The sequence below is a fragment of the Bradyrhizobium sp. USDA 372 genome, from assembly GCF_053629095.1.
Map to the genome: position 1 here is coordinate 3,471,906 of NZ_JBRJHR010000001.1, position 15,390 is coordinate 3,487,295.

At 61.8% G+C, this 15,390-nt stretch carries 19 protein-coding genes and 1 pseudogene; 8 read left to right on the forward strand and 12 right to left on the reverse strand.

Translation table 11 applies throughout. The features are described 5' to 3' along the window. Window positions 1-1,095: 1,095 nt before the first annotated feature. The gene (locus AB7M16_RS16505; protein WP_453944516.1) at window positions 1,096-1,320 is read right to left on the reverse strand and encodes a hypothetical protein; all 225 of its coding nucleotides are present in this window, start codon (window positions 1,318-1,320) and stop codon (window positions 1,096-1,098) included. A gap of 112 nt (window positions 1,321-1,432) precedes the next feature. On the opposite strand from AB7M16_RS16505, the gene AB7M16_RS16510 reads away from it, so the two are divergent. Next, window positions 1,433-2,011 (forward strand): hypothetical protein, encoded by a 579-nt coding sequence (locus AB7M16_RS16510; RefSeq protein ID WP_453944517.1) that lies wholly within the window; start codon window positions 1,433-1,435, stop codon window positions 2,009-2,011. Between the two features lie 18 nt (window positions 2,012-2,029). Here the strand turns inward: AB7M16_RS16510 and AB7M16_RS16515 are convergent, their stop codons facing one another. Next, a complete protein-coding gene (locus AB7M16_RS16515) occupies window positions 2,030-2,245 on the reverse strand; it encodes a hypothetical protein (RefSeq protein ID WP_453944518.1) in 216 nt (71 codons plus the stop codon). A 24-nt stretch (window positions 2,246-2,269) separates the two neighbouring features. Continuing rightward, window positions 2,270-2,749, reverse strand: coding sequence for a DUF4142 domain-containing protein (locus AB7M16_RS16520; protein WP_453944519.1), 480 nt, complete (start codon window positions 2,747-2,749; stop codon window positions 2,270-2,272). 249 nt (window positions 2,750-2,998) lie between these two features. On the opposite strand from AB7M16_RS16520, the gene AB7M16_RS16525 reads away from it, so the two are divergent. The 5 genes and pseudogenes from AB7M16_RS16525 to AB7M16_RS16545 all read left to right on the forward strand — a co-directional run bounded on the left by AB7M16_RS16525 (window position 2,999) and on the right by AB7M16_RS16545 (window position 5,848). Continuing rightward, entirely contained in the window at window positions 2,999-3,505 is a 507-nt protein-coding gene (locus tag AB7M16_RS16525) for a DUF2243 domain-containing protein (protein WP_453944520.1), read from the forward strand. Beyond that, window positions 3,477-3,641: a hypothetical protein gene (locus AB7M16_RS16530; protein WP_453944521.1), complete on the forward strand. Its 165-nt coding sequence runs from the start codon at window positions 3,477-3,479 to the stop codon at window positions 3,639-3,641. The genes AB7M16_RS16525 and AB7M16_RS16530 overlap by 29 nt, the downstream gene beginning before the upstream one ends. A gap of 14 nt (window positions 3,642-3,655) precedes the next feature. Continuing rightward, window positions 3,656-4,441, forward strand: a complete 786-nt coding sequence (locus tag AB7M16_RS16535) for a succinate dehydrogenase iron-sulfur subunit (protein WP_453944522.1) — start codon at window positions 3,656-3,658, stop codon at window positions 4,439-4,441. A 64-nt stretch (window positions 4,442-4,505) separates the two neighbouring features. Then, window positions 4,506-4,994, forward strand: a complete 489-nt coding sequence (locus tag AB7M16_RS16540; RefSeq protein WP_453944523.1) for an NUDIX hydrolase — start codon at window positions 4,506-4,508, stop codon at window positions 4,992-4,994. 54 nt (window positions 4,995-5,048) lie between these two features. Further along, a pseudogene (locus tag AB7M16_RS16545) lies at window positions 5,049-5,848 on the forward strand (SIR2 family NAD-dependent protein deacylase). A gap of 67 nt (window positions 5,849-5,915) precedes the next feature. Here the strand turns inward: AB7M16_RS16545 and AB7M16_RS16550 are convergent. From AB7M16_RS16550 to AB7M16_RS16560, 3 genes are all read right to left on the reverse strand, one after another. After that, window positions 5,916-6,320, reverse strand: coding sequence for a hypothetical protein (locus AB7M16_RS16550; RefSeq protein ID WP_453944524.1), 405 nt, complete (start codon window positions 6,318-6,320; stop codon window positions 5,916-5,918). After that, on the reverse strand, window positions 6,275-6,745 hold the full coding sequence (locus AB7M16_RS16555) for a patatin-like phospholipase family protein (RefSeq protein ID WP_453944525.1): 471 nt from the start codon (window positions 6,743-6,745) through the stop codon (window positions 6,275-6,277). The genes AB7M16_RS16550 and AB7M16_RS16555 overlap by 46 nt, the downstream gene beginning before the upstream one ends. 85 nt (window positions 6,746-6,830) lie before the next feature. Next, window positions 6,831-7,082, reverse strand: a complete 252-nt coding sequence (locus AB7M16_RS16560; RefSeq protein ID WP_453947204.1) for a DUF3551 domain-containing protein — start codon at window positions 7,080-7,082, stop codon at window positions 6,831-6,833. A gap of 169 nt (window positions 7,083-7,251) precedes the next feature. On the opposite strand from AB7M16_RS16560, the gene AB7M16_RS16565 reads away from it, so the two are divergent. Beyond that, entirely contained in the window at window positions 7,252-8,448 is a 1,197-nt protein-coding gene (locus AB7M16_RS16565; RefSeq protein ID WP_453944526.1) for an NADH-quinone oxidoreductase subunit D, read from the forward strand. A gap of 577 nt (window positions 8,449-9,025) precedes the next feature. On the opposite strand, the gene AB7M16_RS16570 is transcribed toward AB7M16_RS16565, so the two are convergent. Next, entirely contained in the window at window positions 9,026-9,382 is a 357-nt protein-coding gene (locus AB7M16_RS16570; RefSeq protein ID WP_453944527.1) for a SemiSWEET family sugar transporter, read from the reverse strand. A 215-nt stretch (window positions 9,383-9,597) separates the two neighbouring features. After that, complete coding sequence (locus tag AB7M16_RS16575; protein WP_453944528.1) at window positions 9,598-10,740, reverse strand: DNA topoisomerase IB; 1,143 nt, start codon at window positions 10,738-10,740, stop codon at window positions 9,598-9,600. 220 nt (window positions 10,741-10,960) lie between these two features. Between AB7M16_RS16575 and AB7M16_RS16580 the strand changes: the two genes are divergently transcribed. Further along, window positions 10,961-11,785: a ribonuclease HII gene (locus tag AB7M16_RS16580; RefSeq protein WP_453944529.1), complete on the forward strand. Its 825-nt coding sequence runs from the start codon at window positions 10,961-10,963 to the stop codon at window positions 11,783-11,785. 28 nt (window positions 11,786-11,813) lie between these two features. Here AB7M16_RS16580 and ligD read toward each other — a convergent pair whose 3' ends face one another. The 4 genes from ligD to AB7M16_RS16600 are packed head-to-tail and all read right to left on the reverse strand — an operon-like array spanning window position 11,814 to window position 15,301. Then, a complete protein-coding gene (ligD, locus tag AB7M16_RS16585; protein ID WP_453944530.1) occupies window positions 11,814-12,761 on the reverse strand; it encodes a non-homologous end-joining DNA ligase in 948 nt (315 codons plus the stop codon). A gap of 12 nt (window positions 12,762-12,773) precedes the next feature. After that, entirely contained in the window at window positions 12,774-13,337 is a 564-nt protein-coding gene (locus AB7M16_RS16590; protein ID WP_453944531.1) for an MOSC domain-containing protein, read from the reverse strand. Beyond that, entirely contained in the window at window positions 13,337-15,016 is a 1,680-nt protein-coding gene (locus AB7M16_RS16595) for a PHP domain-containing protein (protein WP_453944532.1), read from the reverse strand. Before AB7M16_RS16595 ends, AB7M16_RS16590 begins: the two co-directional genes overlap by 1 nt. Then, window positions 15,017-15,301: a hypothetical protein gene (locus tag AB7M16_RS16600; protein WP_453944533.1), complete on the reverse strand. Its 285-nt coding sequence runs from the start codon at window positions 15,299-15,301 to the stop codon at window positions 15,017-15,019. Window positions 15,302-15,390 lie beyond the last annotated feature (89 nt).

Consider the following 15,390-nt stretch of genomic DNA (forward strand, 5'->3'; position numbering starts at 1 on the left):
CATAACCGCGAAGCGAGCCAGATGGCTGCCGCGGCGGGACCAAGCACGTGACCGTCAGCCGCCCACGTTGCCGTCCGGAGGCATTTCTGAATGACGGGATTTGTCTGTGTTGCCGCGTGTGTTGCAATGAAACGATCCGCCTTGGTGGCCGGAATGGATGCTTTTCTGATCATCTTCCATGGATCTTGGAATATCTGGTGGGCGCTGACTCTAGTGCCCAAGCCACTCACCCGTCCTATCATTTGATACGATGAACTAGAATACTTCTTTCGCACAATTTAACTTATGTTCCTGCAGCTTGCATTTATCCGAAGATATAACTCCCGGACGTCCAAAGGGAGGTCACCGATGATCAAGCGCAGGAGACGATTCAAGCAAATTGACTCTCTCGAAGCGCGGCTGGCGCAGTTCGCAACACGTTTGCGAGAAGAGGCAGACCACGCTCCTCCAGGAGAGGAACGCAACTGGTTGCTAAAGCGAGCTTACAATGCAGATCGAGCGATCGACCTCGAGCGGCATCTACGCGACGAGCGATGGCACTCAGACGGCTTCGGCGCAGAGCCTCGATCAACTAAGTGAATGGGAAGTCGCGAGCTTTCCCACAAGTGAGGACAAAGGTCACGGCACGTTAGGACGGATGTACCCTTGTGCCAGGAAAGGCTCTCGGTCATCAGACCGGGAGCTTTTTACTTTAGAGCATAGGAACAGCCGTACGCGCGAGGATGTTGGCGGCATAAAGGACAGTCGAAAAATGCGAAAGGCTTATTCCGAGTTAAGCGACAACCAGAGGGACGTCGCGATGTACTTTACGTTCCTGGTCTCTTCGTTCCGGTCATGCTGGTGCTCAGTGCCTGGCAATTCTGACGGGTCATCGGCAGAAGTGACTTGATGCGCCGGAGGTGTACTCAATGGACCAGAGGGCAGAGTGGTGCGGACAGGCCGATGTGGCGAGCAGCTTTCCGCGGCTTAAATGGCAGTAAGCCCCGGCTCGGAGTACGGGCGAGCCTTCCCTGTTCCAGTTCTGCACCGCTAACTTCGCCAGCGTATCGGCCTCAAGAACGTTCGGCTCGGGGCGACGCTCCTGGTAGACCGGGGCTAGTGCGTGTTCGTTTTCTGCCATCTCTCCAGATCGAGCGGTGGCCGCTTCGGATCGATTTGGTCCTTCTCCGAATTGCCCTGCCGATGAGTTGGCATGTCGGTCTGCTGCCGCGGATCGTCGAGCGGCGTCTCTCCCGGGTCGTTGTCAACGGCCTTGGGCATCGATTCACCTTTCGAGACTGCAAAATGCTGGTTGCCGCCCGGCCCAGCGATGCTGATCAACCCGAATCGACACGGGGCGTTCCGTCTGTTCACGTGAGCGCGCTGCGCCATCGGCCAAGGAACGGCCGAGAGGGAATCTCATTGCTCCATTGTAAGAAATCAGGAGCACGCCATGTCAAAGATGCCCCCCATCCCCCAAGAGCAGCGCAGCCACAAAGGACCCGGGTCGGATCCGGCGGTGGAGGTGGAAGAGAAGGTTCCGGGCCGCGAGGATTTCGACACTCAGGGCCGCCACGGCAATATCAACCACCGATCAGGGCTATCAGCAGGATCGATGATGTCGAACAAGAGCAACGCGAAAATTTCGATGCGGCTCACCGGTCTCGTGCTGGCCCCAATGTTGGCAAGCGCTTCCGCCGGTCCGGCATCGGGACAGAGCGGCGGAGGAGGTTCGGGCGGTGGTGCGGGAGGAGCCGGCGCTTCCGCGGGCGCCGGTGGCACCTCGTCCGGGGCCGCGACTGCGCCCGGAACCAACTCGGCTGGGACGGCTCAGTCCAGCGGTGGCGGTGGTCCCCGGGGATCAACGACCGTCGGGCGCGCCGGCAATCCGGCGGGGGGCACCAACATCGGCCGGATCGATGGCACGGTCACGCCCGGTCCCTCGTTGCAGGGCGACGACCAGATCCGCTCCGAGAGCTCGCAGGAATCGGAGGCTGATCGGAAGATCAAGAGCATCTGCAGGGGATGCTAGAGCATGAACCAAGGATGATCACGACGCCGGCGTGTTCGGCGTCCAGTCGAGAGCCGCCTCGTCCTGCGGTTCGGGATCGGCGCGGCACGGCCTGATCTTTAGATCGTCCTGGAGCACGGGCTGGCCGTCATCCTGTTCGACCAGTCCGGCCTGGTCCGCTTTCTCCAGAGTTTCCTCCTTCGTCGAAAACGTCCGGCTCAGCTTTTCCCCGTCCTTAAATAGGGCGTATGCCACGGCGGCCTCCTCTCGTCGAAACCCCTACGCGATCTCCCTGAGACTGCTCAGGATCGCCAAGTGTCGCTGAATGACCGGAAGCGACATCTGCGCAACCTGCTGCTCCTGCGGATTGCTGCCGCTTCGCAAATAAGAACTGTTGAGCGCGAGCAACTCGCGATGTCCCCGGATCTGCCCTTGCACGTACATCCGATCGAACCGGCCTGCCGGCGTGGCCTCGAGTTGGCTCAGCAGCGTGGCGTGGTCGGGCCGCAGCGGAGCGGCGCCTGGTGCCGCCGCGAGCGCGCTCGCGACCTGAACCTGCTCGGCGATCTCAGCCCTTGCGAAATTGATGACGTCGGGATTGCGCGTGCGTGTCAAGGCGAGCTGACTTGTCTGCATCGCAAACGCGCCGCCCATGAGGTCGGCCGTGCGAAAGTCCCTTTGCGGAATGGTTCTGGCGCCTGCAGTGTAGGTCGATAAGCCGAGCCCGCCCAGGGCGAGCAAAAACGATCGTCTCAGCATGTTGCATCTCCAACGTATGGACCACAGACGCGTCCGCCCCGTCGAACGTTCCTAATCCTTCGACAAGTCGGCATGGAGCCGGCGCAGCATGCTCGAACGTCCCGCTCGTTTAACGCATGTTTAGTCCCGGCGAATTGGTCGCGATTGCGTGCTCACCGCTGGTGAGATTGCCCTTCATCATAGGAACGCCTCTGCGCGCAATGGCTTGTTTGGGCATCCAAAGTGCCGCGCCGCGCACGAGTTCACCACATGCAACACACTCAACCGAACAGCTTCCCGACGTCCGCCGGTGTTCTTCTCGGACTTGGCCTCGGCGGATTCTTCGACGGCATCGTCTTTCATCAGCTGCTGCAATGGCATCATATGTTAAGCGGCTGGTATCCACTCGACTCCATTGAGAATATCAGGTTGAACACGACGTGGGACGGCCTCTTCCACAGCGGCACCTATGTCGCGGTGCTTACCGCTCTTTATTTGCTGTGGCAGCAGGCACGCAGGCGCGAGCTGCAATGGTCACGTCGGCAATGTCTCGGCCTGATCCTGTTCGGCTGGGGGATCTTCAACCTGGTCGAGGGCGTGATCGACCACCAGATCCTCAGGCTGCATCAGGTCAACGAGACGGCGCCCGAAGGCCAGCGCATCTTCTGGGATCTCGGCTTTCTGCTGTGGGGGGCTGCGATGGCCGTGATGGGCGCCGCCATGGCGCGTGCGGGAGCGGAGAGAGAGCATGCGCAAGGCAGTCTACAAGCTCGTTAGAAGCACGCCGCCAGCTTTGGTCTACGGCATCTTTCTGCTGCTGCTGGTGCTCGCAACAGCACCGGCGTTTCGCGTCATCCTGTTCGGTCTGTCGGCGGATGAACTCTTGCAATTGCGCTGCTTCGCGCCGGTCTGACGGAGGAGAAGAGCATGGTCGAGTTCAGGCTTCCGAGACATTCCCGCATCGAGCAGGGAAAGATCTGGCCAAAGCCGGGCGGCGCAAGCCTGCGCGAATTCCACGTCTATCGCTGGAATCCCGACGATGGGCGCAATCCCCGGCTCGACACCTACTTCGTGGATCAGGGCGATTGCGGACCGATGGTGCTGGACGGCCTGATCTGGATCAAGAACAACGTCGATTCGACGCTGACCTTCCGGCGATCCTGCCGCGAGGGCGTGTGCGGCTCCTGCTCTATGAACATCGCTGGCCAGAACACGCTGGCTTGCACCAAGTCCATGAGCGAGGATCTTCCGCAAGGTGAGCCGCTGCGCGTGTTGCCCTTGCCGCACCAGCCGGTGGTGAAGGATCTTGTCCCTGATCTCACGAACTTTTATGCGCAGCTTGCGCTGGTCGAGCCATGGCTGCAGACCCGTTCGCCCGAGCCCCAGAAGGAATGGCGGCAAAGCCACGAGGACCGGGCAAAGCTCGATGGGTTGTACGAGTGCATTCTCTGCGCCTGCTGCTCGACGTCTTGCCCGAGCTACTGGTGGAATTCCGAGCGCTTTCTAGGGCCGGCGGCCCTGATTCAGGCCGCGCGCTGGATCAACGACAGCCGGGACGAAGCGACGGGCGAGCGGCTCGACATGCTCGAAGACCCCTTCAGGATCTATCGCTGCCATACCATACTCAATTGTGCGAAGGCCTGTCCCAAGGGTCTTAATCCCGGAGAAGCCATCGCCGCCCTGCGCCTCAAGATGGTCGAGCGGAAGTTCTGAGCGCCGCGTGCACAGGAACCATGGTTGCGGCGTTCGCTTAACAAACGCCGAATTGGAGGTGCTGATGGGAAAGAAGCAGTTCGCTGCCTTACCATTTCGTCTGGACAACGCCGAGCTGCGCGTGATGCTGATTACGACCAGGCGCAAGCGCCGATGGAGTGTCCCGAAGGGATCCGCAATGCGCAACAAGAAGCCGCATCACACGGCGGCGCTCGAGGCTTACGAGGAGGCGGGGCTCGTCGGAATCATAGCGACTCGCGCAATGGGCAGCTTCAAGCATCGCAAGCGGAAGGGCGACCGCAAGCGGACCATGAACGTGGCCGTCTTCCCCATGAAGGTCCACGGTCAGGAGCGCTGGTGGCCTGAAAAGGGTGAGCGGCAGGCGATCTGGGTCTCCGCGGAAACGGCAGCGCGCCTGGTTCACAAAGCGGAGCTTCGGCGCTTGATTGCCAGCTTCGCGGCGCAAACCGAAAAGAGTGTGTCTCTGCTGTCGAGCGGCAGGGGATGTGACCCTGATCTAGGAACCCGCGTCCGACCCGATCATTCCACCTAGACGGATCAACGACCGACAGGACTCACATCCGAGGAGCGGCCAGCTCACGAAGTCTTGGCCACGGCGATAGAACGGCGCCGTGCGGTCCTGTTCGTTGGCGCCGGCGTTTCGATGGCGGTAGGATTGCCATCCTGGCAGTCCCTGATCGAGCATCTGCTGGACGATCTCGGTCTCGAACACGATGTCGTCGATGGAATGCACGGCGGCTACCAGATGCTTGCGGAGTACTACCGGCTGAAGCGTGGCGGCATCGGCCCGCTCCGCAGTTGGCTCGATCGCAATTGGCGCGTCGATCCCGAGCGGATCGCTGCCTCCGAGCTGCACCGGATCATCGTCGAGCTCGATTTCCCGTCATCTACACGACGAACTACGACCGCAACCTCGAGACCGCCTTCGATGTCCTGAAGAAGCCCTACGCGAAGATCAGCAGCGCGAAGGAGATCGCGAGCGCCGGGCTTGGCGTCACGCACATCATCAAGTTCCACGGCGACTTCGAAGACGACGACTCGCTCGTCCTGACCGAGACCGACTTTCTCAACCGGCTCTCATTCAATTCTCCGCTCGATATTCGCTTTCGCGCCGAGGCATTGGGGAGCACGCTGCTCTTCGTCGGCTACAGCATGTCGGATCCAAACATAAGGCTGCTGCTGCACCGGATCTGGCAGATCTGGGATGAATCAGGGCACCGCCAGGACCGGCCGAAATCCTTTGTATTTGTCGCCCAGCGCAATCCGGTGCAGGAAGCCCTACTGGCGAACTGGGGCATCACGACCATTGCGCCGACGGCTGGCATGACCGCCGATGATGGTCTGACGCGGTTTCTGCGCGACATTCGCCAGCGCCTCGACCGGTAGATCTAGAGCCGCGCCGTTCGCCGCAGTTACAGGAATGTCGCTATCGCCGCACGCTGCAGATTCCGTTTCAAACAGGAGCCAGGCCCGCGGCATGCTGCATGTCCAGAACGCCGGCCTGCCAGCGCTGCGCCATGGCAGCTTCCGACAGGTCGAAGGATTTCTCTGGACCGGCTTCCTCGCGGCCCGGCCGATAGCTGAGCAGATACACCTGATCGTCCCGAGCAAGTCCCTGAAGCTCGGCGCGGAGCTGCCGCGCCTCCAGCGCGGGGCCGAGGCGCTGAAAGGTCTGGTTGCCGAAGGTGAGATCGCTCTTGCGCTCGGCCGCGGCCTCGAGACCGTCGGGGACCTTCCCGTCACGTGCAAAGAGATCGAAGACATAGAGCCTGAGCGCGTCGGGAGTTTCGAGGATCGGATCGAACGGCGCGTTCAGAGAAAATCCGCCGTCCCCCAGCGAGCGGCCGGCAATCCGCACCGGAGCGAATCCGGAAGGAATCCGCAACTGGCAAGAATGTGATCCAATTCGATCCGCCCGGACGGCGAGTCGAATAGCACCACATCGCCGCTTTCGACGTCGGTGGCGCAAATCGTGATGCCGGGATCACCATCGTTCAGCCGGTCGAAATCGATCAGCTGTCGCAGCCGTTCGCGTGTCGGGCTGAGATCATACAGGCCGCCGAAGTGAGAGGCCGGAACGGGAAGCCGCGGATGGAAGAAACCGGTATGGCCGAACAGGCGCGTGCTGATCGAGCTCATCCACGCGAGGAGATGACGGCTGTCGCTCGTCTTTGCTGACCAGCCGCCTGCATGCCAATAGCTCTGCAAGTTCTGCAGCCGATCGGCGCTTGAGCTGCCCGCGATCAGGGCCGCCGTGATCGCGCCCGCCGATGAACCCGCCACCCAGTCGATCCTCGGCGTGAGAGCCGTGAGGGCCCGCCGCCGTGATAGGCTCCGAGCCCGAGGCCGCCGGAGAAGACGACGGCGGTCACCGATCGCTCGGGGTCGATGGCACGGCTCGCCTTAGCGGAAGGTGCTTATCGGTATTACGGCGGGCCTGGGCATAGCGAGGGTTGATGTCGCAATGGGCCTGGGTGCCCGAGGCGGTCGCCATGCATTGAGCGTAACTGGCGAAACCCGGATAGCCCCAGGTCCGACCCTGGAGGCAATAGCGATCCTGCGCCGTCGCCGAGGTGGAAGAGCCGAGGCACGCCGTGAACGACAGAGTGGCGGCAGCTATCAGCAAACGATGCTTATTTCGACATTGAACGCGGCTGAGGAGGCTGCGTTCCAAGCCGGAGGACGGCACGCCAACTCTGAAGCATTCGGGCCTGCGCTTAACCTGTGTGAAGTCGCCTCCGACGGATCGCCGTTAGGGTGATCGCTGCAGCATTTCGACCGGAAGCAGCATGCCCGAACAGTCTCCCAGCCTGAGAAATTTCACCATCAATTTCGGTCCTCAGCACCCAGCCGCCCATGGCGTGCTGCGGCTCGTGCTGGAGCTGGACGGCGAAGTCGTCGCGCGCGTCGATCCCCACATCGGGCTGCTGCATCGAGGCACCGAGAAGCTGATCGAGGAGAAGACCTATGTACAGGCCATTCCGTATTTCGACCGGCTCGACTATGTCGCTCCCCTGACGCAGGAGCATGCCTTCTGCCTTGCCATCGAAAGACTGATGGGCATCGAAGTGCCGCGCCGCGGACAGCTCATCAGGGTGCTCTATCACGAGATCAGCCGTATCCTGTCCCACCTCCTGAACGTCACGACGCAGGCCATGGATGTCGGTGCGTTGACGCCGCCGCTGTGGGGCTTCGAGGAGCGCGAGAAGCTCATGGTGTTTTACGAGCGTGCGTCCGGCAGCCGGATGCATGCCAACTATTTCCGGCCCGGCGGGGTGCATCAGGATCTTCCCCCGAAGCTGATCGGCGATATCGAAGCCTGGTGCGATCCGTTCCTGCGGGTCGTCGATGATCTGGACCGCTTGCTCTCGCTCAACCGGATTTTCAAGGCGCGCAATGTCGATATCGGCAGGGTGACGCTGGAGCAGGCCTGGGCGTGGGGATTCTCGGGCGTGATGGTGCGCGGCTCGGGCGCGGCTTGGGACCTGCGGAAGGCGCAGCCTTACGATTGCTATGCCGAGATGGACTTCGACATCCCGATCGGCCGGAACGGCGATTGCTACGACCGCTATCTCATCCGCATGGAGGAGATGCGGCAGTCAGTCCGCATCATGAAGCAGTGCATCGAGAAGCTGAAATCTCCGGACGGGCGTGGTCCGGTTCTGGTGCAGGACAACAAGGTCGCGCCGCCAAGGCGCGGCGAGATGAAGCGCTCGATGGAGGCCCTGATCCACCACTTCAAGCTCTACACCGAAGGGTTTCACGTTCCTGCCGGCGAGATCTATGTCGCGGTCGAGGCTCCCAAGGGCGAGTTCGGCGTGTTCCTGGTCTCGGACGGGACCAACAAGGCCTACAAGTGCAAGATCAGGTCTCCCGGCTTTGCGCATCTGCAGGCCATGGATTTCCTCTGCAAGGGTCATTTACTCGCCGACGTCTCCGCGATTCTGGGATCGCTGGATATTGTGTTCGGCGAGGTGGATCGTTGAACGGCCGTGTCCGCCTCGAGAACGTTGCTTTGACCATCCCCATATTTTTTAGCTTCAGCATCCGTCGGCCCTTCCAAGGATAAATCGCTGCTTCGGACGCGAGCAATGCGGAAACCGATGCCATGGCACGATCAGGATCCGTCGTATACAACAGAAGGCGGGACTTAATGTTTTTTCAGTGCTCGGTGGAGCAATACAGTTGCTCGGGAATGGTCTGATGACCGCAGGTCCAGCGCGAGAAGTCCCACTCCTCGGAATAAATTCCCTTCGAGCAGTTGAACCGAACCTTTGCGGAGGCAGCCTGAGCTGCGAAAAAGTGCCAGTCGTTGTCTGGACGGCTGGGGCGCCGCCGAGTGAGATCACCTGTTCTTTGGCACGTGTACAGATCAAGATGGTCAGGCGGCTTACTTTCCAAACGGAGCTTTTTCGACTGAGCGCGCAAACGACCCCAGGCCTGGATCAGTGACCCAGGGCTGGGGCCGCTCCGGCTCGAGAGAGCCTCGCGCCTAAAGCGCATGCGGATCAAACACCGGGGGCGGTTGAGTGTTCCTTGGCTTGACGAGCCCTTTAGAAGTTGTCACTTCCAACGTAAGCTGCTCTGCCTAAACACCAACCGCTGGCTGCTATCTCGTATCCCGCACCTTGCATGCGAGAACAGTGCCGGCGAGCCGCCGACGACGTTGGCGCAAACGATCACCCAATCACTTCGGATGAAGCCATAGATCATCCAAAGGATCAGTGCCATGGTGAGCGACGACAGCATGCCCGACGACAGGTCGCCAGCGGGCCCGCGCGGCCACGCCTTTCGAACTTGAGGAATGTAGGGAAGGGACGCGAGGTGGCCGCGCCTAGGTAAGGAGCGAGTTCCATCATGGCACCATGCGCCCGCCAAAAGCCCCAGCGAGCTTTGAAGTACACCGAACTTCTCTTTCAACCGATCTCCAAGAGCGCCAAGTCTTCTCGACCAGGCGAACTTGCAGTCCGGGACGAAGTTTCCCAAGGATTCAAGGCAATGATCTGCTGAGCGCGCTTGACGATGTCCTCCGCTCAAATCTCGCTCGAGCAGTTCGCGCGGATTTCCAGAAATCGGAAGAACTTCGGAACCGTAGCAGTTAACAAAAGGCCCTAATGCCGACTGTGAGCGGAAGCTTAGGCGGGAGCTTTCAGAGAATCGAGAAGATTGCGGAGAAATGCGAGCACCATGATCTCGTCCGGCGTGAGCTTGGCGTACTGGCGCTTGAACTTCCGAGCGATCTTGGCTTCTATCATGCTCACGAGGTCACCGGACATGTAGGCGTTCAGGATTTCCGGGTGCACGTAGCATTTGCGGCAGATTGCGGGCGTGTTGCCGAGCTGCTTCGAGACGCTCTCGATCGCGGCAACGACGTTGCGCTTCGCCTCGGCCTGGCTGTCGTACTTCTTGAACTCGGTCAGCGCCAACGCCGCCATAACCGTCCCCGCCCAAGTCCGGAAATCCTTTGCGCTGAAGTCCTCGCCTGTGATGTCCTTGATGTAGGCATTGACGTCGCCGGAATCGACGGTACGCGGCTGTCCGTCGTCGTCCAGGTACTTGAAGAGCTCATGTCCTGGGATCTCCGCGCAGCGCTTCACGATGGCGGCAATCCGCTTGTCCTCGACGCGAAGTTTCCACTGTTTGCCCGACTTGCCCGTGAAGTCGAACCGAAGGACGCCGCGGCCCACCGCAACGTGCTTTCGTCGCATCGTGGTGAGTCCGTAGGACTTGTTTTTCTCGGCATACTCGGCGTTGCCGACTCGGATCAAAGTCTTCTCTAGAAGGCTGACGATCGTGGCCAGAACCTTCTCGCGAGGTAGCCCTTCCAGCTTCATGTCGGCCGCGACACGGTCGCGCACCGCGGGCAGCGCGGCAGCGAACTGGACGATGTGTTCGTACTTGTTCTGGTCGCGCAGCTCGCGCCATTTCGAGTGGTAGCGGTACTGCTTGCGGCCCCGCGCATCGAGCCCGGTCGCCTGGATGTGGCCGTTCGCCGAAGGGCAGATCCAGACGGATTCATAGGCCGGCGGGATACCGATGGACTTGATGCGCTGGATAAGGGCGTCATCGGTGATGCGCTTCCCGTCCTTGTCGTAGTAGCTGAAGGTAGTCCCCGTCCGCTTGCGGGTGTAACCGGGCGCGGAGTCGCTGACATAGCGGAGGCCTTCTTCCGCAATGGTGGCTGCGACCTCGGCGGTGCGGTCCAGAACCTGTTCTTCGTTGCGAGTCTCTCGGAGCATGGGCCTGTCCTCGGAAGCACCTTGGGAGCGAGGCTCCACTCCTTTCTAAAGGAATGAAGACAGCGGTTGGTTCCGTTTGGAGACATGCGGGTCGTAGATGCAGATCAGTAGCGGCGCAGAATACCGGCCCCCAGCTAGAGCGGGCGGTTCCTCTCGACGGGGCCTGCGCAGGCTGACGATGGCGGCAACGCCCTAACTTCAGACAATCGCCACAAAGTTTACGGACACGCTTTCCCAATTAGTCTGTGCGAAGGCCGCGATGTCCCAATATTCGCTCGATGTGTTGCGTCAGCGCTATGTCGTCGAGAAACGACCACTCGAGGCCAGCGTCGAGCAGATCCTGCGGGCTGATGGCCGCGCGGGTGCACGTGCCATCCTGGCTTCGATCGACAAACGCCGCTTCGAAAACAGGTCCGAAGGGCAGCGCCTCCGCAAGATGCTCCGCTTCGAGGCCTCTCTCTGGGAAAGCGGCCATCATGCCGTGGCAGGTGTGGACGAGGCCGGAATGAGCCCTCTTGCGGGGCCAGTGTCCGCAGGCGCGGTGATCCTGAAACCTGGCACGCGGATAGTTGGGATCGATGACTCGAAAAAGCTCGACGCTTCGGCTCGCGAAGAACTCGCGAAGGAGATCAAGGAAAAGGCCGAGAGTTGGTTTGTGGCGTTCGTCGAAGTCGAGGAGATCGACGCGATCAATATCTACTGGGCGGGCATCCGAGCCATGCAGCGTGCGGTCCGAGGGCTGGGATTGACGCCGCAGCACTTGCTGATCGATGCGAAGCGGTTGAAGGAAATCGACATCCCCCAGCAAGCCATCATCAAAGGCGACGCCAAGTCCGCCAGTATCGCCGCGGCCTCGATCCTCGCGAAAGTCGAGCGCGACACGGTCATGCGAACTCTCGACATTCTTCACCCCGGCTACGGCTTCGCGGATCACAAGGGTTACCCCGTGCCGGCTCACTATGAAGCTCTTGCCAGGCTCGGTGCATGCGCAGCTCACCGTCGGTCGTTCGGACCAGTACGCAAGGTTCTCGGGTTGCCGCCCCTGCCGCCGTGGCCTTCTGCATCCGAGCGAGCCGCCGGCTGAACAGGTCGATCGCTTCGTCTAGACGGCACTATTCCCGCGACCAGCTCTTTTCGCGAACGACGTCCTTGGCCTTTTTGTCGGACCGGAGGCCAAGATAGACTGGCTGGCGCAGCTCTCCCTTGCTGGTCCACTCCGCGAACTTCACCTCTGCGACCAGTGAAGGACGGACCCAGGTCGTGACCTGCTCATCCTTTACCTTGGCGGGAAAGGGCGACTTGGGCGTCTTGAGCTTCAGGAGCTTGCCGTGAAGCTCTCCGAGAACCTGGTGGCTGAAGCCGGTGCCGACGTGGCCAATGTACCGCCAGGCTTCGCCTTCGCGTACCGCCAGCACAAGGGCGCCGAAGAAGGGCCGGGTCCGCCTCGGTGCCGTGAACCCGGCGATGACGACCTCCTGCCGCTGCGCGGCCTTCACCTTCAGCCAGTCGGCGGTCCGGCGTCCGGACGCGTACGGGCTGTCGGCGCGCTTGGCCATGATGCCTTCGAGATGCCTTCGCTCGGCTTCTGCGAAGAACGTCGTTCCATTGCCTTTGCGGTGGTTGCTGAACGCGATCAGCTTGTGGCGCGGCAGGATGGCCTTCAGCCGCTTCTTGCGCTCGAGGAGCGGCAGTGCTCGCAGGTCCTCGCCGTCCGCGAACATGAGATCGAACGCGCAGTACAAGAGCTTGGCCTCATGGCGCAGGGCGTTCTGGAGCAATTGGAAATGTGATGCGCCGTCCTTGCCGATCGCGACCAGCTCGCCATCGATCACGGCGTCCGCCTTCACGCCCTCTAGCGCTTTTGCGACCTCCACGTAGGAGTGACTGATGATCTTCCCGTTGCGGCTATAGAGCGCGACCCGACCACGCCGGATCTCCGCGACCATGCGGAAACCATCGAATTTGTCCTCGAAGATCCATTCGGGATCGTCGAACGGCGCATCCGTCAGCGTGGCCAGCATGGGCTGCAGGCGAAGAGGCAGAGTCGATTTGCGGGCCATGGTAGGATCTTTCTACACGGCCGGCAGAGGCCGAAACGAGGAAGACGGCAGGCGAATTCGCGCCGCATCACCAGCCGCGACCGTTCCCCCGGCCCGGACCACGCCCAGCACCCCGGATTTGAACGGTGGGCCCGTTTCCGCCGACGAGAGCACCTGTCGCTTCAGGCCGGCCCGGAAGCGGTCGATGAGGACACACGGCGTCCGGAGACCGGTCAGCTCGACGATTGCCGAGGGACCCAACTCGATGAAGGTGCCGAGCGGCATCCGCTCCAAGTCGAGGCAAGTCGTTGTGATGTTCTCACCCTTGTCCCCGGCTGCGACCTCGAAGCCGGCTTCCGAGAGGGACGCAAAGAGCTCGGCCGGAGTCAGGTGGACCTGCCGGAGATTGGGTAGGCGTGGCCTGCGGCGGGCGAGGTAGCGGTGCCGAACGAAGGGGCCGGCATGAGCGTCGCCTTGGACGCCGTGGCCCTCCACCAGTACGATGCCGTCCTGAACCGGTTTGCTGAAGTGGTGCCCAGGATCGGCGGCGACCGCCGCCACCCTTCCATCGAGCGAGAGATCGTGCGCCTGCGGCATCAGGCGGCGCGGGGGAGCGAGCGCCGCTTCTGGCGGAAGTAGCGCGTGATCTCGGGAAGCTTCATCGCGTTCAGGACCCGGTCGGCCGGGACGCCGCCTTTTCGGGCCATCAGGACGCCCCAGTGCATGTTGTCAAGTTCGGGGATCGAGTGCGCGTCCGGATTGATGCTCAGCATGCAGCCGAATTCGAGCGCAGCCTGGTGCCAGCGCCAATCGAGGTCGAGGCGCCATGGATGGGCATTGATCTCGACGACGACGTCGTGCTTGGCGCAGGCGCGCAGCACCTTCTCGACGTCGATCTCGTAGCCGGGCCGCCGCTGCAGCTGCCGCCCAGTCATGTGGCCGATGATGGTGGTGTGAGGATCGGAGATGGCCCGAAGCAGTCGCTGCGTCTGCGCTTTGCGGTCCAGTTTGAAGCGGCCGTGGATGCTGGCGACCACGAAATCGAAACGCTCTAGCACGTCACCCGGATAGTCGAGCGAGCCGTCCGCCAGGATGTCCGACTCGATGCCTTTGAGGATCCGAAAGTCTTTGCCGAAGCGCTTGTTCAGGCGGTCAGCTTCCCGGTGCTGCTGCGCGATCTGCTCGACCGAGAGGCCTCCCGCGTAGTGTGCTGACTTGGAATGATCGGCCACCCCGAAATACTCGAAGCCTCGCTGGCGCGTCGCCTTCGCCATGGTCTCCAGGGTCTCGGCGCCGTCGGAGGCATCGGTGTGGCAGTGGAGAATGCCGCGCAGGTCCCGGTCGGTGACGAGCTTCGGGAGCTTGCCTTTCAGAGCCAGTTCGACCTCGCCGCGGCCCTCCCGGAGCTCAGGCTCGATGAAGGGCAGACCGAGCGCGCGATAGATCTCCGCCTCCTCGCCGGCGATCAAGGTGCGCCCCTTGTGCAAGCCGTCGGTGTCCAACCGCATCTCCTTTTCGGCGGCCACCATCCGGAGCTGCTCGATGTGGGCGGCGGAGCCGGTCGCGAACAAAAGCGCGGCGCCGAAGTGCTTGCGGTCGGATACTCGGATTTGCAGCCCGTCGGACCACGGCCTCGATGTCTTGTCCGCCTTGGCAGCCTCCGCAACGATCGCGAGATCGCCGACGAGTTCGCAGCCGCGGCGGAAATCGCCGGCGATCGTCACACGCTTGAGTTCGGGGCGGGACTTCTCGATGGAGTCCTTCGCATGCGCGAGCAGCGCGGCGGCGCGGTGTAGGTGGAGACGGCCTTCACCGCTCTTTGCGATCGCCAGATTCTGCAGGATCTTGGTTTGCAAGGCGGCCCCGAGGCCTTTGGCCTTCTTAATGCGGTCGTCCTTCGCCGCGGTCTCCAATTCCGCGAGCGAGGCGATGCCCAGATCTTTGTAGAGTCGCAGCACCTTCTCCGGGCGAAGGCCAGGCACCGCGAGCATCTCGAGCACGCCCTCCGGAAATTCCTTCCGCAGCTTATCAAGGCTGGGATGACTGCCGGTCTTGTGAAGTTTGGCGATGATGTCGGCGATAGCATCGCCGACGCCCGGAATCTCGGTGAGCCGGTCTTCGGCGATGAGCACATCGAGCGGCTCGGCAAGAGCCGCCAGGCTATCCGCGGCCCGAGAGTAGGCTTTTACGCGGTACGGATTGCCGCCGCGCAAGGCGCTGCGCTGCGCATATTCTCGAAGGAGGCCTGCTACCGCGCGGGTATCGAGGGCTGACACTCAATGAGCCTCCCGCGCCATATGCGGCGATCCGGGTGGAGTGACACGATGTCGAGCGCTCGCGACCACGTCAGGCTCCCGATCGAGAGACCTCTCGAGCTTCTGCGCTGCGCGGAAGTCCTCGAGGTGCTGCATGTTTGGAGTGTAAGCGGCCTCTTTCTTCAGGAGGTTATAAATTCGTCCAACCACAAGCTGCAGGTGCTTCATCTTGCCCTGCGGCATCGAGCGGGCCTTGCACAGAGCCCGGACGGCATAGGCACGGAAATAATCAAAGGCATCTGACATGATTCGCTAACGTCCGTTGTCGTCTATGGTTCGGAAGCGGGCCTCCAGCTTGCGGGAGATGCGGCGAGCAGCTCATGGGCCGTATAAAC